Origin of the sequence: Mesorhizobium sp. M9A.F.Ca.ET.002.03.1.2 (assembly GCF_003952365.1) — a bacterium.
Taxonomy (GTDB): Bacteria; Pseudomonadota; Alphaproteobacteria; order Rhizobiales; family Rhizobiaceae; genus Mesorhizobium.
Map to the genome: position 1 here is coordinate 1,335,920 of NZ_CP034443.1, position 19,575 is coordinate 1,355,494.

General features: G+C 62.9%; 23 protein-coding genes and 1 pseudogene. 16 read left to right on the plus strand and 8 right to left on the minus strand.

Annotated elements, in window-relative coordinates; genetic code table 11:
- Positions 1-45: 45 nt before the first annotated feature.
- Positions 46-741: an ABC transporter ATP-binding protein gene (locus EJ066_RS06700; RefSeq protein ID WP_126036056.1), complete on the minus strand. Its 696-nt coding sequence runs from the start codon at positions 739-741 to the stop codon at positions 46-48.
- A gap of 86 nt (positions 742-827) precedes the next feature.
- Between EJ066_RS06700 and EJ066_RS06705 the strand changes: the two genes are divergently transcribed.
- Entirely contained in the window at positions 828-1,469 is a 642-nt protein-coding gene (locus EJ066_RS06705; protein WP_126036058.1) for an arylesterase, read from the plus strand.
- A 238-nt stretch (positions 1,470-1,707) separates the two neighbouring features.
- Positions 1,708-2,304 carry an RNA 2',3'-cyclic phosphodiesterase gene (gene thpR / locus EJ066_RS06710; protein WP_126036060.1) on the plus strand — a complete coding sequence of 199 codons (597 nt, stop codon included), beginning with the start codon at positions 1,708-1,710 and terminating at the stop codon, positions 2,302-2,304.
- Here thpR and EJ066_RS06715 read toward each other — a convergent pair.
- The gene (locus EJ066_RS06715; RefSeq protein ID WP_126036062.1) at positions 2,208-2,726 is read right to left on the minus strand and encodes a low molecular weight protein-tyrosine-phosphatase; all 519 of its coding nucleotides are present in this window, start codon (positions 2,724-2,726) and stop codon (positions 2,208-2,210) included. The two genes, thpR and EJ066_RS06715, sit on opposite strands and share 97 nt — an antisense overlap.
- Positions 2,727-2,778: 52 nt before the next feature.
- Here EJ066_RS06715 and EJ066_RS06720 point away from each other — a divergent pair, with 52 nt between their 5' ends.
- From EJ066_RS06720 to EJ066_RS06740, 5 genes and pseudogenes are all read left to right on the plus strand, one after another.
- On the plus strand, positions 2,779-3,072 hold the full coding sequence (locus EJ066_RS06720; protein WP_126036064.1) for a 4a-hydroxytetrahydrobiopterin dehydratase: 294 nt from the start codon (positions 2,779-2,781) through the stop codon (positions 3,070-3,072).
- A gap of 210 nt (positions 3,073-3,282) precedes the next feature.
- On the plus strand, positions 3,283-3,645 hold the full coding sequence (locus EJ066_RS06725) for a YkvA family protein (RefSeq protein WP_126036066.1): 363 nt from the start codon (positions 3,283-3,285) through the stop codon (positions 3,643-3,645).
- A 229-nt stretch (positions 3,646-3,874) separates the two neighbouring features.
- Positions 3,875-4,378, plus strand: a complete 504-nt coding sequence (locus EJ066_RS06730) for an invasion associated locus B family protein (protein ID WP_126036068.1) — start codon at positions 3,875-3,877, stop codon at positions 4,376-4,378.
- 233 nt (positions 4,379-4,611) lie between these two features.
- Positions 4,612-5,847 carry a 23S rRNA (adenine(2503)-C(2))-methyltransferase RlmN gene (gene rlmN, locus EJ066_RS06735; protein WP_126036070.1) on the plus strand — a complete coding sequence of 412 codons (1,236 nt, stop codon included), beginning with the start codon at positions 4,612-4,614 and terminating at the stop codon, positions 5,845-5,847.
- Positions 5,844-6,325: pseudogene (locus tag EJ066_RS06740) on the plus strand (hypothetical protein). Before rlmN ends, EJ066_RS06740 begins: the two are co-directional and overlap by 4 nt.
- On the opposite strand, the gene EJ066_RS06745 reads toward EJ066_RS06740, so the two are convergent.
- A complete protein-coding gene (locus EJ066_RS06745) occupies positions 6,297-6,941 on the minus strand; it encodes a LysE family translocator (protein ID WP_126036074.1) in 645 nt (214 codons plus the stop codon). The pseudogene EJ066_RS06740 and the gene EJ066_RS06745 sit on opposite strands and share 29 nt — an antisense overlap.
- A 190-nt stretch (positions 6,942-7,131) precedes the next feature.
- On the opposite strand from EJ066_RS06745, the gene EJ066_RS06750 reads away from it, so the two are divergent.
- On the plus strand, positions 7,132-8,355 hold the full coding sequence (locus EJ066_RS06750; protein ID WP_126036077.1) for an argininosuccinate synthase: 1,224 nt from the start codon (positions 7,132-7,134) through the stop codon (positions 8,353-8,355).
- 146 nt (positions 8,356-8,501) lie between these two features.
- Here EJ066_RS06750 and EJ066_RS06755 read toward each other — a convergent pair whose 3' ends face one another.
- Complete coding sequence (locus EJ066_RS06755) at positions 8,502-9,296, minus strand: lytic transglycosylase domain-containing protein (protein ID WP_126036079.1); 795 nt, start codon at positions 9,294-9,296, stop codon at positions 8,502-8,504.
- 263 nt (positions 9,297-9,559) lie between these two features.
- Here EJ066_RS06755 and EJ066_RS06760 point away from each other — a divergent pair, with 263 nt between their 5' ends.
- From EJ066_RS06760 to rpsP, 7 genes are all read left to right on the plus strand, one after another.
- Positions 9,560-10,807, plus strand: a complete 1,248-nt coding sequence (locus tag EJ066_RS06760) for an NAD(P)/FAD-dependent oxidoreductase (RefSeq protein WP_126036081.1) — start codon at positions 9,560-9,562, stop codon at positions 10,805-10,807.
- Between the two features lie 85 nt (positions 10,808-10,892).
- On the plus strand, positions 10,893-11,987 hold the full coding sequence (locus EJ066_RS06765) for a putative zinc-binding metallopeptidase (RefSeq protein ID WP_126036083.1): 1,095 nt from the start codon (positions 10,893-10,895) through the stop codon (positions 11,985-11,987).
- Between the two features lie 63 nt (positions 11,988-12,050).
- Positions 12,051-12,650 carry a DUF1236 domain-containing protein gene (locus EJ066_RS06770; protein WP_126036085.1) on the plus strand — a complete coding sequence of 200 codons (600 nt, stop codon included), beginning with the start codon at positions 12,051-12,053 and terminating at the stop codon, positions 12,648-12,650.
- A 167-nt stretch (positions 12,651-12,817) separates the two neighbouring features.
- Positions 12,818-13,777 carry a type II CAAX endopeptidase family protein gene (locus tag EJ066_RS06775; protein WP_126036088.1) on the plus strand — a complete coding sequence of 320 codons (960 nt, stop codon included), beginning with the start codon at positions 12,818-12,820 and terminating at the stop codon, positions 13,775-13,777.
- 371 nt (positions 13,778-14,148) lie between these two features.
- Positions 14,149-15,759 carry a signal recognition particle protein gene (gene ffh / locus EJ066_RS06785; RefSeq protein ID WP_126036090.1) on the plus strand — a complete coding sequence of 537 codons (1,611 nt, stop codon included), beginning with the start codon at positions 14,149-14,151 and terminating at the stop codon, positions 15,757-15,759.
- 7 nt (positions 15,760-15,766) lie between these two features.
- Entirely contained in the window at positions 15,767-16,093 is a 327-nt protein-coding gene (locus EJ066_RS06790; protein ID WP_126036092.1) for a chorismate mutase, read from the plus strand.
- 50 nt (positions 16,094-16,143) lie between these two features.
- Positions 16,144-16,545, plus strand: a complete 402-nt coding sequence (gene rpsP, locus EJ066_RS06795) for a 30S ribosomal protein S16 (RefSeq protein ID WP_126036094.1) — start codon at positions 16,144-16,146, stop codon at positions 16,543-16,545.
- 81 nt (positions 16,546-16,626) lie between these two features.
- On the opposite strand, the gene EJ066_RS06800 is transcribed toward rpsP, so the two are convergent.
- The 3 genes from EJ066_RS06800 to EJ066_RS06810 form a co-directional block, all read right to left on the minus strand.
- Entirely contained in the window at positions 16,627-16,890 is a 264-nt protein-coding gene (locus tag EJ066_RS06800) for a YMGG-like glycine zipper-containing protein (RefSeq protein WP_126036096.1), read from the minus strand.
- 128 nt (positions 16,891-17,018) lie between these two features.
- Positions 17,019-17,423 (minus strand): DoxX family protein, encoded by a 405-nt coding sequence (locus EJ066_RS06805; RefSeq protein ID WP_126036098.1) that lies wholly within the window; start codon positions 17,421-17,423, stop codon positions 17,019-17,021.
- 175 nt (positions 17,424-17,598) lie between these two features.
- Positions 17,599-18,504, minus strand: a complete 906-nt coding sequence (locus EJ066_RS06810; RefSeq protein ID WP_126036101.1) for a bestrophin family ion channel — start codon at positions 18,502-18,504, stop codon at positions 17,599-17,601.
- Between the two features lie 157 nt (positions 18,505-18,661).
- Between EJ066_RS06810 and EJ066_RS06815 the strand changes: the two genes are divergently transcribed.
- Positions 18,662-19,069 (plus strand): ACT domain-containing protein, encoded by a 408-nt coding sequence (locus tag EJ066_RS06815; RefSeq protein ID WP_126036103.1) that lies wholly within the window; start codon positions 18,662-18,664, stop codon positions 19,067-19,069.
- 3 nt (positions 19,070-19,072) lie between these two features.
- On the opposite strand, the gene EJ066_RS06820 is transcribed toward EJ066_RS06815, so the two are convergent.
- Positions 19,073-19,525, minus strand: coding sequence for a GNAT family N-acetyltransferase (locus EJ066_RS06820; protein WP_126036104.1), 453 nt, complete (start codon positions 19,523-19,525; stop codon positions 19,073-19,075).
- Between the last annotated feature and the right edge of the window lie 50 nt (positions 19,526-19,575).

Below are 19,575 nucleotides of genomic sequence, written 5' to 3' on the forward strand. Positions count from 1 at the left end.
AGGTGGGCCGAAGGGCCGGATGAGGAGGCCTTGTCCGCCATCACGCTACGCTGTCACTTTGAGCAACGGCGCGTCCTCGATCCGGCCCGACCGCATCGAAACCTGCCTTGAGCAGCGTGCGGCGAGCGCCGGATCGTGAGTTACAAGCACCAACGTCATGCCGCGCTCGGCCGCCTTGGCGAACAAAAGATCGGCGACCTGCCGCCCCGTCGTCTGATCGAGATTGCCGGTCGGCTCGTCGGCGATCAGGATGCGCGGCGAAGGCGCCAGCGCCCGGGCGATCGCCACACGCTGCTGTTCGCCGCCGGACAATTCGCCGGGATAATGGGTGACGCGGTCAGTCAGGCCCACCGCCTGCAGCTCGCGCGCCGCCACTCCAAACGGATCGGCATGGCCGGCAAGTTCCAGCGGCACTGCGACATTTTCAAGCGCCGTCATGTTGGGTATGAGATGGAAGGACTGGAAGACGATGCCGATGTTTCGGCCACGAAACGATGCGACCTGGTCTTCGCTCTTGTCATTCAACAATTCGCCGGCAATTCGTACCGTACCCGAATCGACCCTTTCCAAGCCGGCAAGAACCATCAGCAGCGTTGACTTTCCCGAGCCCGACGGCCCAACGATACCGGTTGCCTCGCCGCTCGCCATGTCGAGGCTGACGCCTTTCAGCACATGGACGGAAGACGCTCCTTCACCGAGCGTCAGCGATACGTCTTTCAGCGCGATGACGGCTTCTGTCAAAATGAAATCGTCCTATATGGGATGAGGGGAGGCCGGAATTCGGCCTGCCGCCAACAAGATGTCCTTGGTCATATGGGGCCTGCCGCATGGCTTTCAAACACACTCTTGCCGCAGCCTTCATCCTTTTTCTCGGAATTTGCGGCGCCATTTCGTCGGCGCGCGCCGAACCCTTCAAGATCGTCGGCTTCGGCGACAGCCTGATGGCGGGCTTTGGCCTCGGGCCGGACGAAGGCTTCACCCAAAAACTTGAGGCAGCACTTCGCGCCAAGGGCCACGATGTGACGGTCGCCAATGCAGGCGTTTCCGGCGATACATCGAGTGGCGGCCTGTCGCGGCTCGACTGGTCGGTGCCGGACAGCACGCAACTCGTCATTCTCGAGCTCGGCGCCAACGACATGCTGCGTGGCGTTTCTCCCGACATCACGCGAAAGAATCTGGACGCCATGCTGGCGAAGCTGAAGCAGCGCAAGATCGCCGTGCTGCTGGCCGGCATGCGCGCCGCACCCAATCTCGGCGCCGACTACCAGAATGGCTTTGACGCGATCTTCCCGGAACTGGCGGAAAAATACGGCGTCCCGCTCTATCCGTTCTTTCTCGACGGCGTCGCCGGCAAGCCCGCCTTGCAGCTAGATGGCCTGCACCCGAATGCGCGGGGCGTCGACCTTATGGTCGAGCGCATCCTGCCGGCCGTCGAAAAGGCCATCACAGCAGTGCAAGACAATTCCTGAGGAAGAAGAGTTCGGTGGCAGCATGCGTTCCGTCGGAGCAACGTGCAAACACCTGGACGCACAAAAATACGCATCGTGCTTTCCAATCCGAAGATCAGCGCAGGCAAATCGGTTTCTTTCGGGCTGATGGGTTGGGGAGAAGATTTAGGTGGGGCTGCGACCAACAAACCACTTGCCCCGCTCGATTATCGATGATTCGCTAGGGACAAGAGTTCGATTCGAGGACAGGAGGCTTGCCATGCCGCGTCTTTTTACCGCCCTCGAAATACCCCGTGACGCCGCCCTTTCGCTGTCCCTGCTCCGGGGCGGCCTGCCCGGAGCCCGCTGGATCGACGTCGAGAACTACCATCTGACGCTACGCTTCATCGGCGATGTCGAGGGCCATGTCGCCGACGAGATCGCCAACGCACTCGACCGCGTCCATCGCCCGTCCTTCTCGTTGACGCTGTCCGGCGTCGGCGCCTTCGGCCAGAAAAAACCGCATGCGGTGTGGGCCGGCGTTTCCGCCTCGCCTGATCTTTCGGCGCTGCAAAGCGAGATCGAGCGCATCTGCCAGCGCCTCGGTATCCCTGCCGACCCCCGCAAGTTCATGCCGCATGTGACGCTGGCACGCTTACGCAATTCGAGCCCGCTCGACGTCGCCCAATACCTGTCGGCACGCGGCAATTTTTCGACGCTGCCCTTCCGTGTCGGTCGCTTTGTCCTGATGTCGTCGCGCGATTCCGTGGGTGGCGGTCCCTACATCGTCGAGGAGGCCTGGCCATTATCGGGTGCCGACAGCCGCGCCTCGATCCGCATCGCCAACGCCTCCGACGCTTCGCGGATCATGCGGTAGACCGAGGCAAACGCGTCCGGCCCGTCGTGATAGGGGTCCGGCACGTCGCTCACCCTTCCGACCGCGAACTCCAGGAACAGATGGACACGGTGGCGCATGGCGGCGGGCGCTAGCGCTTTCAGATCCCGGAGATTCGATCGGTCCATGCCTAGAATAAGGTCGAAACGGGAAAAATCGTCTGGCGTCAGCTTGCGCGCCCTCTGTCTGGAAATATCGATACCGTGCCGCTCTGCGATCGACATCGAGCGCGGGTCTGGTGCTGAGCCGGCTTCCCAGTCGCTGGTTCCGGCCGAATCGAGCAGGATATGCTGATCGAGGCCGCGCTCCGCCAGGACGGCGCGCAACACGCCCTCCGCCAATGGCGAGCGGCAAATATTGCCAAGACAGACAAAAAGAATGGATTTTATCGGCTTTGCGCTCATCGATCCGGCACTATGCTGAGGACTGCGAATCCAGATAGCACGGGAAGCGAGCATGGCGAGAGAGAAACTGAGCAAGGAGGCGGCAGCTGAGGCGTTGGCCCGCCTCGACGGCTGGTCGCTGGGCAGGGATGGCGGCTCGATCACGCGCACCTTCATCTTCAAGGATTTCTCTGAAGCCTTCGCCTTCATGACCCGCGTCGCCTTGGCGGCGGAGAAGATGGACCATCACCCAGACTGGTCGAATATCTACAAGACGGTGAACGTGACGCTCAACACCCACGATGCCGGCGGCCTGACCGCGCTCGATTTCGAACTGGCCAAGGAGATGGATCGCTATTTCGATTAGGGCGCGCGTCCTTTTGGACGCGCAAAGGACGCTTTGACGCTTTGAATCCATGCGTCGCGCTTTTCCGAGCCGAAGGTCAGCGGAGCAAGAAAACGGAACCGATTTTCGGGCCGACTCAATTGAACTCTTGCAGAGGGGCAGCGCTTTCACCACATTTTCCGCTGGCAGGCGCGTGTGGAACGATACGCACAGCCTCGTTAGGAGAACCTGATGGCGCAAAAATCCGGTTTTGATTTCTTCGGCTTTGGCGACAAGCTCGGCGACGAGAGCGACGTGCGCGAGATATTCTGGAGCACGGCCAAGAAGGCTGCCAGGCAGATTCCGTTCATGGAAGAGCTGGTCGCTGCCTACTACTGTGCCATGGACAAGAACACGCCGCTGCGCGCCAAGGGCATCCTGGTGGCGGCGCTTGGCTATTTCGTGCTGCCGACGGACGTCATTCCAGACTTCGTCTTCGGACTGGGCTTTACCGACGACATCGCTGTGCTGACCGCCGCGATCACAACCGTCAAAGCCCATATTACGCCCGCGCACCGGCTCGCCGCCAAGCAGGCGCTCGCCGATAGGAGCTGAGGCGCAAAAGTCAAACTCTCGCCGCTTTCGTGGCCTCCAAGTCGCCAAAGGGACATTGCGATTGCCGCTTTTTGGGAGGCGGCGCGGAAATGGCGGCGGGTTCCCTGGGGTGGATGTCCTTTTCCTGAAGGAAATTCACCGTTTGGTAACCCAGATTAAATCAAAATGAAGCGACGGGCAGGACGCCGAGCCGGCCTGCCTCCGCACCATTTGGAATACAGGAAAAGCGATGCGCGGATTGATTGCTACAATTTCGAGCCTGGTCCTGGTGGCCATGACAGCGCCTGCACTGGCGCAGTCGGCAACCAAGATCGGCCAGCATAATGCCTGGGGCACCTACAGCTACCAGGCGTCGGCCGGCAAGGTTTGCTATGTGCTGACCGTGCCGACCGACAAGCAGCCGCCAACGCTTGACCACGGCGACATGTTCTTCTTCGTCAGCCAGCGGCCGGGACAGCAGGTGTCTTACGAGCCGCAATTCATCGCCGGCTACAATTTCCAGGAAGGTTCCAAGGCCACCGTCACCATCGACGGCAAGAGCTTTTCGATGTTCACGCGCGGCAAGTCGGCCTGGGTCGAGAACGCCGCCGAGGAGCCGGTGCTGATCGCCGCGATGAAATCCGGCAGCGACATGAAGGTGCAGGCGAAATCCGGCCGCGGCAACACCACCACCTATGTCTTTTCGCTGAAGGGCATTTCGGCGGCGCTGTCGTCCATCGCCAAGTGCAACTAGAGCATGCCGCCTAGCCCAAACAGAGTTTGAATGAAAAGCCGGGTCGCAAGCCCGGCTTTTTTTTACTGTTCCGCTTACTCCTGCACGGATGTCTGCGCCGTTTCCGCCCACCGCTTCTGGTTGCGTGCCGACCTCGTCACCGCATGACTCCGCCGTCAACCTGTGCTATGCGCCGCGCTTCATTTCCAGCACGATGCTGAAATCGGCCGCAAACCACTTATATTGGCCCAACAATGACCCTGTCGTTCGATCTCACCGCCGAAGGCGCCCGTGACCCGTTGCGCGCCCGCGCCACGCCGCCTGAAAAGCCGTCGCTGATCGGCTTGACGCGCGTCGAGCTTGGCGCTGCCCTCGTTGCATCAGGCATCGTGCCGGAGCGCCAGGCCAAGATGCGCGCCCAGCAGCTCTGGCATTGGATGTATGTGCGCGGCGTCTCCGACTTCGCCGGCATGCTCAACATCTCCAAAGATTTGCGCACCGAGCTGGATAAGCATTTCACCGTCGCTAGACCCGAGATCGTCGAGGAGCAGATTTCCTCCGACGGCACGCGCAAATGGCTTTTCCGCTTTCCGCCGCGCGGCGCCGGCCGGCCGGTTGAGATCGAGACCGTCTACATTCCCGAAGAAGGACGCGGCACGCTCTGCATCTCCTCGCAGGTCGGCTGCACACTGACCTGCTCCTTCTGCCATACCGGCACGCAGAAGCTGGTGCGCAACCTGACGTCAGAGGAAATCCTCGCCCAGCTTTTGACCGCCCGCGACCGGCTCGGCGATTTCCCTAACCGCGACACGCCAGACGGCGCCATCGTGCCGGCCGAGGGCCGGAAAGTGTCCAACATCGTCATGATGGGCATGGGCGAGCCGCTCTACAATTTCGAAGCGGTGAAGAAGGCGCTGCTGATCGCGTCCGACGGCGACGGGCTTTCCCTATCGAAAAGGCGCATCACGCTGTCGACCTCCGGCGTCGTGCCGGAGATCTTCCGCACCGGCGAGGAGATCGGCGTCATGCTGGCGATCTCGCTGCACGCCACCAATGACGATCTGCGTGACCTGCTGGTGCCGATCAACAAGAAGTACCCATTGAAGGAGTTGATCGCCGCCTGCCGCGCCTATCCCGGCCTGTCGAACGCCAAGCGCATCACCTTCGAATATGTGATGCTGAAGGACGTCAACGATTCGCTCGAGGACGCCAAGGGCCTGATCAAGCTGCTCAAGGGCATTCCGGCCAAGATCAATCTGATCCCGTTCAACCCGTGGCCGGGGACCAACTACCAGTGCTCGGACTGGGAGACGATCGAGAAATTCGCCGACTATATCAACAATGCCGGCTATGCCTCGCCGATCCGCACGCCGCGCGGCCGTGATATCCTGGCTGCCTGCGGCCAGCTCAAGTCGGAGTCGGAGCGCATGCGCAAGGCCGACCGGCTGGCGCTGGAAGCTATGATGATCGCGGGGCACGGCGAGGCGTGAACCGACTCGTTGCCTATCTCATCCGCTTCGCCGTCATCCTGATCGGCTATAGCGTCGCCTCGCTGGCGGCCAGCGCTTTCCTCAACATCATGTTCCTGGCGTCGCTAGGCTACACGCCGGAGCACGCGCACCCTACGGCGACTGCTTCGCTGTATTTTTCGGTTCCATTCGTCGCGCTGTTCGTCGCCTATTTCGCCTTCATGCCGGCAGCGATCGTCATCCTCGTCTCCGAAATCCTCGGCCGGCGCGACTGGCTGTTCTACGCGCTGGCGGGCGCGGCGGTCGCGGTGGTTTTCCTCGGCTTCGCCTATCAGACGACCGATGCCAATTTCGAGGTCACCGACCCCCGCGCCGTTGCCGCCGTAATCGGTTGCGGCATGATCGGCGGAATTTTTTACTGGCTGAGCGCCGGACGCTGGGCCGGAACCTGGCGGCAGATCGGCTAAGCCCTACTTCGCCTGAGCCGTCAGGATCTTGAGCGCGAAGGCCGAGAACACGCCAGCGAACAGATAGTCGACGACGCGCGTGACGCGCGGGCTGGCCTTCATCGCCGCCGAGAATTTTTCCGCCGCCAGCACCATCGGCGCCGTTACCGGGATCGACAGCACGACGAACATCGCGCCGAGAAAGAACAGCTTTCCGGGCGCGTTCGGGTCGTGCGCCGAGACGAACTGCGGCAGGAAGGTCATGAAGAACAGGATGATCTTCGGATTGAGCAGATTGACGCCGAGCCCCGCCGCCCAGCTGCGAAACAGCGAGATCTTCCGCGGCCCGGTCTTCTTCTCCGGTGAAAAGGCCGATCCCCTGGTGATCGCTTGCCATGCCAGGAAGACGAGGTAGGCGGCGCCGAAAATCTTCAGGACAAAAAAGGCCGCCGGCGAGGCGACGATCAGCGCCGAGATGCCGACCACCACCAGTGTGGTGTGGATCAGCGTGCCGCACAGAGCGCCGGCCATCGAGGCAAAGCCGGTGGCGCGGCCATGGCTCAGCGTGCGCGACACGAACAGCGTCATGTCAGGCCCCGGCGTGATCGCCAGGATCACGGTGGCGATGGCGAACTGGATCAGCGTGGTGGTATCGGGAATGAAGGACATGGGCGGCCCCAAGGAGGCGTAAGACAGCGCAGCCTATAGCGCAAGCACGGTGCCTGTGCCAGCGACTGGCTCGCGCAATAACTGATCCAGTGTGCCTGTCGTACCCTTCGTCTCTTGCGCAGTCCGGAAACGCCGTGATACCTCGCCCGGCGAGAACCCCTGTCGCGGAACCGTCAAGATGTCCCCCAGCATGTCGAAACCAAAAAACGTCAAGAAAGTCGTGCTCGCCTATTCCGGCGGCCTCGACACCTCCATCATCCTGAAATGGCTGCAGACCGAACTCGGCGCCGAGGTCGTCACCTTCACCGCCGATCTCGGCCAGGGCGGCGAGCTGGAGCCGGCGCGGCGCAAGGCCGAGATGATGGGCATCAGGGACATCCGCATCATGGACGTTCGTGAGGAATTCGTATCCGACTTCGTCTTCCCGATGTTCCGCGCCAACGCCGTCTATGAAGGCACCTATCTGCTAGGCACCTCGATCGCCCGCCCGCTGATCTCGAAGCATCTGGTCGAGATCGCCAGGGAGACCGGCGCCGATGCCATCGCCCACGGCGCGACCGGCAAGGGCAACGACCAGGTCCGTTTCGAGCTTTCGGCCTATGCGCTGAACCCCGACATTAAGGTCATCGCGCCATGGCGCGATTGGTCCTTCAAGTCGCGCACCGATCTGATCAACTTCGCCGAGCAGCACCAGATTCCGGTGCCGAAGGACAAGAAGGGCGAGGCGCCGTTTTCGGTCGACGCCAACCTGTTGCACTCGTCTTCCGAGGGCAAAGTGCTGGAAGACCCGTGGAGCGAGCCGCCGGAATTTGTCCACCAGCGCACCATTTCGCCGATGGACGCACCGGACAAGGTCACCGAGATCGAAATCGAGTTCCTGAAGGGCGATCCGATCGCGCTCGATGGCAAGAAGCTGTCACCGGCGACGATGCTGGCCGCACTTAACGATCTCGGCCGCGACAACGGCATCGGCCGGCTCGACCTTGTCGAGAACCGTTTCGTCGGCATGAAATCGCGCGGCGTCTACGAAACTCCCGGCGGCACCATCCTGCTATCAGCCCACCGGGCGATCGAATCGATTACGCTCGACCGAGGTGCTGCCCACCTCAAGGACGAGTTCATGCCGCGCTACGCCGAGCTGATCTACAACGGCTTCTGGTTCGCGCCCGAGCGCCTGATGCTGCAGGCGATGATCGACAAGAGCCAGGAAGATGTCGAAGGCACGGTGCGGCTGAAGCTCTACAAGGGCAACGTCATCGTCACCGGCCGCAAGTCGAAGAAGACGCTCTATTCCGACGCGCTGGTCACCTTCGAGGACGACCGCGGCGCCTACGATCAGAAGGACGCCGAAGGGTTCATCCGCCTCAACGCGCTGAGGCTCAGGACGCTTGCCGCGCGCAACCGCAAGGGTTGATATCCGAACAGCGGGGGGCCGACCCCCATCAACGCTGAAACGGCTCAGGAAACCCGGCCGAGAGATGAACTGACCCCGAAGGTTGTGTCTAACCTTCGGGGGTCAGTTCATCGGGACCGGGGCTTTGCATTGATTAGAGATTTCTATCAGTCGGCATCGATCGCCGTGGCCATGCGGGCGATGGCCTGCTGGTAGACGCTCGCGGAATTCCAGCCGGCAATTGCGCCCATATTCGCCTCATAACTCGCGCCGGCCCGCCAGCCATGGCCCTTGAGGAAGTTGGCAGTGGAAGCCAATGCCGTGCTCTTGTCGCGCAGATTTCTGTTGCCGACCCCATACTTCAGAACATTTCCCGGCAGGAACTGCGTGTGGCCAATCTCGCCATGCATGGCGCCGACCGACGAGGCGCTCAACGCTCCGCGATCAACCAGCTTCAGGGCCGCAACGCCATGCGGGTAAAAGAACTCCGGGCGGCGGCAATCATAGGTAAGGGTTAAAATGGCGGAGACCGTATTCTGTTTGCCCAAGTAGGAACCGAAGCCAGTCTCCATACCCCAGATGGCGAGCAACACACCCGGCGGCACGCCGTAGGTCCGTTCGATCTTGTCGAACAGCGCCGCGTTCGACTTCCTCAGCGAACGGCCCTTGGAAATGATCGCGGAAGCGCCACGGCGCTTCATGAAAGCGTCCACCGAGCCACTGAAAGCCTTATGGATAGCGCGGTCGGCGGAGATCGTCTTCGTTGCGTAGCGCGCGTTCGCCAGAGCGGCTAGACCCTTCGAGCCCACACCGTTGGCCTTCGCCTCTGCGGCGAACTCAGCCTTCCACGCTTCGAAACCCGCACCGGTGTTGCCGCACTGGGCGGCCTGTGCGCCTGTCGCCGCCGCAAGCATCATCGATGCCGCCGCCGCGAAAATCTTTCCCTTGGCAAGAAATGCCATGTTGCTCTCCTGGTTGCCTCAATCACGTCCCAAATACGAATTTGCCAGCGAAACGCCCGCTTGTCACCGTTGGAGCGACCTGCGTCCGCTTGGACGCAGGTCGCTCCCAGGGTTAGAACCTGCGCATCGTGCTTTCCGAAAATCGGAACCGATTTTCGAGCCGACGCGCTAAGAAGTCGTTTACGCGTTCCCACAGCAGCGCTGGCGAATGCCGGAGAACTTGCTTACGATCAAGTAATTATTGTGGCGGGGCCAGAATATTCATGGAAGACGTTGATGTCGTGGTCATTGGCGCCGGCTCGGCGGGACTTTCCGCCGCCAAGACCCTGCGCGCAGCCGGCGTTTCCTTCAAGCTGTTCGAAGCGATGAGCCGCATTGGCGGCCGCGCCTGGACCAGCGATCGGCATTTCGGCGTTCCTTTCGACATCGGCTGCGCCTGGCTGCACGCGGCCGACCGCAATCCCTACTTTCCCGAGGCGCAAGCCGCCCGCTGGACGCTGCACCATCACGACATGAATGTCGACCATCTCTATTATCGCAACCGAAAGGCGAGCGAGGACGAAGAGGCCGCGATGAAGGTGGCCGATATCAGGCTGTTCGAAATGCTGGCCGCGCATGAGGTGAAGGATGGTGACGACGACCGCCTTTCGGTGTTGCTCGCCAGAGGCCATGCACCGCGCGCCGCCGCCACCTTCGCCGGGCCGATGGATTTCGGTGCCGACGAGGACGAGATATCGATCCGCGATTTTCAGGCCGCCGCCGATCTCGACCCGAACTATTTCACCAAGGAGGGATTTGGCGCCTTGGTCGCCCGTTTCGGTGCCGACGTGCCGGTCGAGCTGTCGACACCGGTGCGGAAAATCCTCTGGGACGTGCCTGGCGTCGCCTGCGTAACCGATCGTGGCACCATTCGCGCCAAGGCAGCCATCGTCACCGCTTCGCCGGCGGTGCTCGCTTTCGAGGAGATCGAATTCTCGCCGGCGCTGCCCGACGCGCATTTCGCTGCCTTCTTCGACCTGCCGATGGGCATGCTGACCAAGCTGCCGGTCGAAATCAGGGGCACAAGGCTGGGGCTTGAGCCATTCGACGACCTGCTGATCGAGCGGCTGGCCAGGCACGACATCTACTTTCTTTGCTTTCCCTTCGATCTCGACCTGATGGTCGGTTTCGTCGGCGGCGATTTCGCCTGGGAGATGTCGGCGGCAGGCGAGGCGGCAGGCATCGACTTCGTCGTCGACCGGCTATGCAGCATCTTCGGCGGCGACATTCGAAAACATGTCGGACGCGCCATGATGACCAATTGGGGCGGCGAGCGGTTCGTGCGCGGCGCCTATGCGGCGGCCCGCCCCGGCCGTTCGGGCGCGCGCGCCGCGCTGATGCAGCCGGTGGCGGAAAAGATCTTCTTCGCCGGGGAGCATCTGGCCGGTCCGCTGATGCAGACCTGCGGCGGCGCCAGGCTGTCGGGCGAGGCGGTGGCGAGGACGGTCGCCGCCCAGCTTGCGGCAAAATAGCATCGGCAGGAACGCTGGTTGCTCACGGGCGTTTGGGCGATATGCCGCTCCGCACTATATCCGGGCCTGATAATTTGAGACTGACATGAAGCTCTTCGATTGCCCGCATTGCGGCCACCGCCTCTATTTCGAGAACGCCCAGTGCCTGAACTGCGCCAGCTCCGTGCTCTACGATCCCGGGCATGGGCGCTTCGCGTTATCCGGCGCCGACGGCGTTTTCCAATGCACCAACGCCGACGAGTGCGCCTGCAACTGGAAGGCGGAACCGGGCCATGCCTTCTGCCGCGCCTGCATGCTGAACCAGTTGATCCCAGACCTTTCGGTCGATGGCAACCGCCGTCGCTGGATCCGCGTCGAAGCGGCAAAGAAGCGGGCCATCTATTCGCTGCTCGCCACAGGATTGCCGGTCGCACCCAAGCAGAACGCCGGCGACGAGGCCGGCCTCGCCTTCGACTTCCTCGCCGATCCGATCGGCGGTCCGGGTGGCGAGCGTATCCTGACCGGCCATGACAACGGCCTGATCACGCTCAACGTCGCCGAGGCGGACTCGGCCGAGCGCGAAAAGCGGCGCGTCGAGATGGGCGAGAACTACCGCACCTTGCTCGGCCATTTCCGCCACGAGCTCGGCCACTACTATTGGGACCGCCTGATCCGCGACGACCCGCAAAGGCTTGTCGCCTTCCGCGCACTGTTCGGCGACGAGCGCGCCGATTACGAGCAGGCGCTGAAGACCTACCATACCAATGGCGCGCCGCCCGACTGGCAGCAGGGCCACATTTCGGCCTATGCCACGTCCCATCCCTGGGAGGATTGGGCCGAGACATGGGCACACTATCTGCACATCACCGACACGCTGGAGATGGTGCATGCGCTGAATTTTCCGCTCGGCCGGCTGGAAACCGTGGAGGCCAACGGCCTGCCGCGCAGCGATACCGGCGGTGAGCTACAGCCGGCGCCGTCGGAACCTGTCGCCGTACCGGAGCCGTTCGAAAAGATCCTCGCCCGCTGGCTGGTGCTGTCAGAAGCGTCCAACTCGATCAACCGCTGCATGGGCCTACCCGACCTCTATCCTTTCGTCATCTCGGAGGTGACCGCGCAAAAGCTGGCTTTCGTCCACGAACTCCTGAACGGCGTAGCGAAAGAAACTGGAATAAAACGTGAGCCGGCCGAGGCATTTTAGCCGGAACGCATGAGGTCTTGTTTCGTTTTCGTTCGCGAGGGATTACGAAAACGGAGCGAAATCATGAACCGCATACTGCTTCCTGCCGTCGCTGGAGCGCTAGTCGCCATGTCGGGTGCAGCCTTGGCCGAAACCGCCGTCTCGGCCGTTGCCGATCTCAACGTGCGCGCCGGCCCCGGCCCGCAATACCCGGTCATCGGCACGCTTGCCGCCGGTCAGTCGGCAACGCTCGAGGGCTGCATCGAAAACAGCAAATGGTGCACCATTGCCGAGGCCAATGGCCAGGGCTGGATCTATTCCGATTACGTGACGGCCGATTTCGGCGGCAACGAGGTCGTTCTGACCCGTCGCCCGGCCGACGCCGAGATTTCCATCGTCGAAGCGCCCGCCGACAGCGAGTATTCCGACACCTATACCGGAACAATCGTTTCCGCCGAGCCGATCGAGCCCATTAGGCGGCCGCCGGCCGAAGTTCGCACCTATATCGACACGAACCGGCTCGACCCGGTCTATCTCGAGGGCGAAGTGGTTCCGGGCGCGATCTTGCCCGATACCGTCGAGCTGCGGGAGATTCCGGACTACGACTACCGCTATGTCTATGTGAACGACCAACCGGCGCTGGTCGATCCGGGCACCCGACGCATCATGTACGTCGAGCGCTGACACCACCAACCAACAGGGCGGCCGCCGGGCACGTGCCACCGGCGGCCGCCGTCATCGAACATTGTCATAACCCGAGTGGTCCGGCATCGTTGCTCGGACGGGGAGATTGCGCGCAAGATGCCGATCACATAGATCATCCAAACCGAAGCACCAGCCTGTGAACCCGCGTGACGATCGATCCAGATGCCTTCGAGCGTTACCGCCGCTCTCCCAACGCCAAGACGACCTTGCCGCGCTTGTTGCTCGGAACGGCGATTGTCACCCTGTTCTGGGTCGCGACGACCATGGTCGTGCTGCTCGGCGGCGGCTATCTTTTCGCGCTGTGGCAGGCATCATCGGGTACGGTGCAGGACTTCATGGCGTCGCCAGCCGGGATTCTTGCCGCGCTCGCCTCCTTCGCCGGCATCTGGATCGGCCTGTGGACTGCCATGCGCTGGGTCCATCGCGAGCCGCTGATGGCGCTGATCGGCACCAGCGGCCGGGTTTCGCGCTCGGGATTCCTTAAGGGACTGGCTGCGGTGCTGCTCACATCGCTGCTCTCCGAGATCCTGCTCTATCTCTTGCAGCCCGACATTGCGCGCGGTGCGATCGCCCTGTCGTCCTGGCTGCTGTTTCTTATCCCGATCGTTGCGCTGACCCTGCTGCAGACCTCGTCCGAGGAAGTGCTGTTCCGCGGCTATCTCTTGAGGGGCCTAGCCAATCGGTTACAAAATCCCCTCATCTGGGCGCTGCTGCCAGGACTTTTGTTCACTTCAATGCATTGGACCCCCGGCTCGACTGCTGCCATCAACGCCTGCGTGCTGGCCTCGATCGCCGCCTTTGCGCTGCTGCTGACGCTTGTGGTCTACGCCACGGGCAATCTCGGTGCTGCCTTTGGCGCCCATCTCGGCAACAACCTGACCGGTTTCCTGCTGATTTCGCATCAGCAAAGCTATAATTCGTTCGCCCTGTTCAATGCCAAGCCGCTCGAAGGCCCCGGCTGGACGACGCTTGACGCCGTCCTCATCGCGGCGATCGGCATCGTCTGCAGCCTGTTGACGATCCTGCTTCTGCTTCATCCGCGCTCGCCGCTGAAGGTCGAGCCGGATATTTCACACCCCAGCGGATCAAGCTTGCCGGCCGATTAAGCTGTGTTGCAGCGACCGTATTCGGCCCGCACCTTGACTCCTCGGCCGATTTCCTGTCTACACGCCGCGAAATTCCGCGACGAGTATCCCTCTGAGCAAGCCGACCAGGACGCCGAAGCCTCTTTTGAGGTGACGTGCTGTAAATCGATCCTGGAGGCCAACATCCGGCAGCGCTGTGCGCCCCCGGGTGCTTTTTGGCTTTTGCTTGGACACTGGGCGCGAACACATTACCTCTCGGGCACCATCCGGGTGCCAGGGAAAAGGAAAAAGAATGTTTGAATCGCTGCAAGAACGCACAAGAGGCGTGGAGGGCCGCAGGCCCGACGGGGATCGGCATGAATCCAAGGCGCTCTCGCACGGCGGTTTGACCAATGTTTGAGTCCCTGCAGGAGCGCCTTGGTTCGATCCTGAATGGCCTGACCGGCCGCGGTGCTCTGTCCGAGGCCGACGTCTCGGCGGCGCTGCGCGAGGTGCGCCGTGCGCTGCTCGAGGCCGACGTGGCGCTGGAAGTGGTGCGTTCCTTCACTGACAAGGTGCGCGAGAAGGCCGTTGGCGCCGCCGTGGTGAAGTCGATCAAGCCCGGCCAGATGGTCGTCAAGATCGTCCATGACGAACTGGTCGAGATGTTGGGCGCCGAGGGCGTCGCCATCGACCTCAATGCACCGGCCCCGGTGGTCGTCATGATGGTCGGTCTGCAGGGCTCGGGCAAGACGACGACGTCCGCCAAGATCGCCAAGCGCCTCACCGAGCGTCAGAACAAGAAGGTCCTGATGGCCTCGCTCGACACGCGGCGTCCCGCCGCGCAGGAGCAGCTCCGGCAACTCGGCGAGCAGGTCAAGGTCGCCACGCTGCCGATCGTCGCCGGCCAGACGCCGGTCGACATCGCCCGCCGTGCCGTGCAGGCGGCAAAGCTCGGCGGCCATGACGTCGTCATCCTCGACACCGCTGGCCGCACTCACATCGACGAGCCGCTGATGGTCGAAATGGCCGACATCAAGAAGGTGTCGTCGCCGCACGAAATCCTTTTGGTCGCCGATTCGCTGACCGGCCAGGACGCCGTCAACCTGGCGAAAAGCTTCGATGAGCGCGTCGGCATCACCGGCCTGGTGCTGACCCGCATGGATGGCGACGGCCGTGGTGGTGCGGCACTCTCCATGCGCGCCGTCACCGGCAAACCGATCAAGCTGATCGGTACGGGCGAGAAGATGGACGGGCTGGAGGAATTCCATCCCAAGCGCATCGCCGACCGCATCCTCGGCATGGGCGACATCATCAGCCTCGTCGAAAAAGCCGCCGAAAACATCGACGCCGAACAGGCGGCGGCGATGGCCAAGAAGATGCAGTCGGGCAAGTTCGACCTCAACGACCTTGCCGGCCAGCTCCAGCAGATGTCGAAGATGGGCGGCATGGGCGGCATCATGGGCATGATGCCGGGCATGGGCAAGATGAAGGACCAGATGGCCGCCGCCGGTCTCGACGACAAGATGTTCGGTCGCCAGCTCGCCATCATCTCGTCGATGACCAAGGCCGAGCGCGCCAACCCCGATATTCTGAAGCACTCGCGCAAGAAACGTATCGCCGCCGGCTCCGGCACCGATGCGGCCGAGATCAACAAGCTCCTGAAGATGCACCGCGGCATGGCCGACATGATGAAGGCGATGGGCGGCAAAGGCAAAGGCGGCGGCCTGATGCGCGGCATGATGGGCGGCCTGGCCCAGAAGATGGGGCTGGGCGGCATGATGCCCGGCATGGGCGGTCCGGGCGGCATGATGGGCGGCGGCATGCCGGACCTGTCCAAGATGGACCCCAAGCAGCTCGAAGCCTTGCAGAAGCAGGCGCAGGCGGCCGGTCTCGGCGGCATGAAGGGCCTTCCCGGCGGCCTACCCGGAGGTGGCGGCCTGCCTGGGCTGCCCGGCGGCATGAAGCTTCCTGGTTTGCCGGGATCTGGCGGTAGTTTGCCCGGACTCGGCAAGAAGAAGTGAGGGCGCGATGAACGAAGAAAAGGACATGGCCGACGCCCATGCGGCGCTGGCCGACTACCGCGCCTCGATCGACAACATCGACGCAGCGCTCATCCACATGCTGGCCGAGCGTTTCCGCTGCACCAAGGCGGTCGGCGTGCTGAAGGCGACGCACGGCCTGCCGCCGGCGGACCCGGCGCGCGAGCAGCAGCAGATCGCCCGCCTTCGCCAACTGGCGAGGGACGCGCATCTCGACCCGGATTTCGCGGAGAAATTCCTGAATTTCGTCGTCCGCGAAGTGATCCGGCATCACGAGCACATCGCCGCATCCAACGGCGCAACGAAAACCGGCTGAGACAAGCCGTAATCCCGATCAACGAAAATCAGAGTTTTAGGAGAAAAGAAATGCCACTGAAAATCCGACTGGCCCGTGCGGGCTCGAAAAAGCGTCCCTATTACCACGTCGTCGTCGCCGACGCCCGTTCGCCGCGCGACGGCCGTTTCATCGAGTCGCTCGGCTCGTGGAACCCGCTGCTGCCCAAGGACGGTGAGCGCGTCAAGGTCGACGCCGACCGCGTCAAGCATTGGCTCTCGCACGGCGCCCAGCCGACCGACCGCGTGCTGCGCTTCCTCGACGAGGCCGGCATCGCCAAGCGCGAGGCTCGCTCCAACCCAAAGAAGGCCGAGCCCGGCAAGAAGGCGCAGGAACGCGCCGCCCTCCTGAAGAAGGCGCAGGAAGATGCAGCCGCCGCTGTCGCCGCTGCGGCAGCCGCGCCGGCCGAGGCGGAAGCCGCGACCGCCGAATAATTCGCTTTCTGTCCCCTACGCGAAACGGCGGGCGCCTTGCCCGCCGTTTTGCTATTCCGTCCGACTAATGACGCGGCCCGATCAGTAACCTTGCGGGCAGCGGGCGACGTAGACGCGTCCGTAGCGATCGCGATAGCGGCACTGGCCGCTTTCACTGGCACGACCGATCAGCGCGCCAGCCACGGCGCCGACAGCGCCACCAATGACAGCGCCTTCCACCGGATCGCCTGCCACGGCAGCGCCGACAGCCGCGCCACCTAGGCCACCGACCGCCGCGCCCTTTTCCGTTTGCGAGCAGGCGCCGAGCGGCACCAGCAGGGCCATCAAAAGCATCGTCTTTCTCATTTGTCGTTCCTCCCGCACGGGAAACGCCTCCTACCCGCCGTGCATCGATAACGCGCGGATGCGGAATTTGATCCGTTTTGCGGAATAACGGCGGCCTCCAGCCGTTTTCCGCTTGAACGGATCGCCTATCAGGTGAAGGGGATCAGCGCGCGCACCCTGCGATCGCGCAGGAAAAGGCCACCCCACAGAATGATGCCGAGATAGACACCGAACAGTGTATGCGAGAACAGCGGGCTGCCGAGGCGCGCGTGGGTCGCGATGGCGCCACCGAGATAGAAGGTGAGCAGGATGGCGCCGAGCACCGAGGTGCGCGGCACCGCATAGAGCGCGGTCGAGACCAGCCCGATGATACCGAGCATGCGCGAGACGATGGGATCGGCCGGCCAGCCGAGCTGCACCATGGTCTGGGTAACGATATCGAGCGGCGGCAGCTTGATGACGCCGTCGAGGATCATGAACAGCACGATGAGGGCGCTGAGCCCACGACCTGCCCACAGCGCGCCCGGCGTGACGGATGCTTGAGAAATGGTCATTGATGTTCCCTTCCGCTGTTTCGAGCACTGGCTCTCTTCGCCGGGACCCGAACCCAAGGACGCGGCGTGAGGCGACGATCCGACACCCCTGCGATTTTTTGGGCGCACGGTGCTGCGGTGAGCGTCGCACACAGGGGCAAATCCTGATGGATATCGCCCAAAACTGCGACGCGCTTTAAGAAAAATAGAATTTTTCGGCAGGAATCATTTTGGGCGGCGCCTCGCCGAGCGCCTCGAACACCGAGATTTCACAGACGCGGCACAGGCCGTCGAGGGCGAGATCGTTGGCCTCGGTGCCGAACGGGTCCTCGAGTTCTTCCGAAAGCGCGTCGAGGCCGAAGAAGGTGTAGGCGATCAGCGCCGTGAACAGCGGCGTCACCCAGCCGGCAGTGGAGGCGAGCCCAAACGGCAGCAGCAGGCAGAAGATATAGGCGGTGCGCTGCAGGAGCAGCGTGTAGGCAAACGGGAGCGGTGTTCCCATGATGCGCTCGCAACCGGCCTGCGCTGCAGCGATTTTCGACAGGCGCTCGTCGAGGATGCGGTAGCCCATGACATCGATTGCGCCGGCCTTGTACAGCGCCGCGGCTCGCTCGCCCATCCGTCGCACCATGGCGTCGGGTGGGTTGGCTAGCTTGGCGGCACTTTCGGCTTCGTCGCCGATGAACGCGCGCGCGTCGGATGTTGCGTCCACCCGCCTGAGCAGACCGCGCAAGAAGTGGCAGAAGGCGATCGCCTCCATCAACAGGCCGCGCAATTCGACCCGGTTTTCGATCAGCCCGGTGCTGGCGCGCGCCAGATTGCGAATGTCGAAGACAAGCTGGCCCCATAGCTTGCGCGCCTCCCACCAGCGGTCATAGGCGGCATTGTTGCGGAAGCCGAGATAGATCGACAGCGCCACACCAAGCAAGGCGAACGGCGCCGGGCCGGCATTGCCGAAATCGAGCCTCAGCGCCCTGACCGCCAGCACCACCAGTGCGCCATAGACGCCGAAGCCGAAGATCTGCGGCAGGATGCGTGGCACCACCGAGCCGCGCATGATGAAGAACAGATGCAAGAATCCCGGGCGCGGGCGAACGATCATCGAAACCCCTTTCACGAACCGGCAATGATCCCGATCGGTTCCATTGTGCATGCAATACACGCACAAGCCCAGCCGCCAGCGACATGGCAATGTCGTCTTGCCGGCTTGGGGCAGAGCGCGCTATCGAAAAATCCGCGAGACATTCGGGAGCAAATCGATGGCCGGCGAGACCGATCTGAAGAAACTTCTGGCAACGATGACGCCGGAATTGCGTCCCGGCGTCCATGTCTTCGTCACGCTGCCGCCAGACGCGCCGGCGCCTGACTCTCTCGATCCGGTGATGCTGTTTCGCGAGCGCGAGGGCACGACGCTGATCGTGCGTGAAGAGAAGGCCAGGGCGGCTGGCCTGGAAGCCGTGTTTTCTTGCCGGATGGTGACGCTGGACATCCATTCGTCGCTGGAGGCGGTGGGCTTCCTCGCAACCATCACCACGCGTCTGGCCGCGGCCGGCATGGGCGTCAATCCGGTCTCGGCCTTCTATCACGACCATCTGTTCGTCCCCGCCGACCGGGCGGAGGAGGCGATGGATATGCTGCGGAAACTCGCGGTGGAGAGCACAGGCTGAAGGTCAGCGCCTTCGGACATAAAAAATATCCGGCAGGCCCTCTTCATCGTTCGAGCCGCCGCGGAGAGCTTCCACACGAAAGCCATGGCGCTCATAGAAGCGCCGGGCGCCGGTATTCGATTGAAAGCAATATAGTTTCACGACCGGCAAGCTGGCGATCGCCTGCGTCAGCAGCCGGCTGCCAATGCCTCGGCCGGTCCAGCCAGGATCGAGATAGAGCTGCTCGATCCATTCACCGCTAACGGCGATGAAGCCGACTATGGCCCCGTCGGCTTCGGCGACTGTCGCGCGCTGCCGCGCCAGCACGGTGCCGGCAACGAAGGCCAGGTCCTCGTCCGGCGTGTGCATGACCGGCATCCAGTCGAACGACGCAAGCGCCGCCCGCATGATCTTCGCAATGACGCCTGCATCCGAACTCGTAGCCGGACGCAGCACGACTTTGGCGGCAATGCTCATACTATAGGCCCGCGACTGCGGGCCGCCGGTCGTCCGGCGCCCCGCCGAGG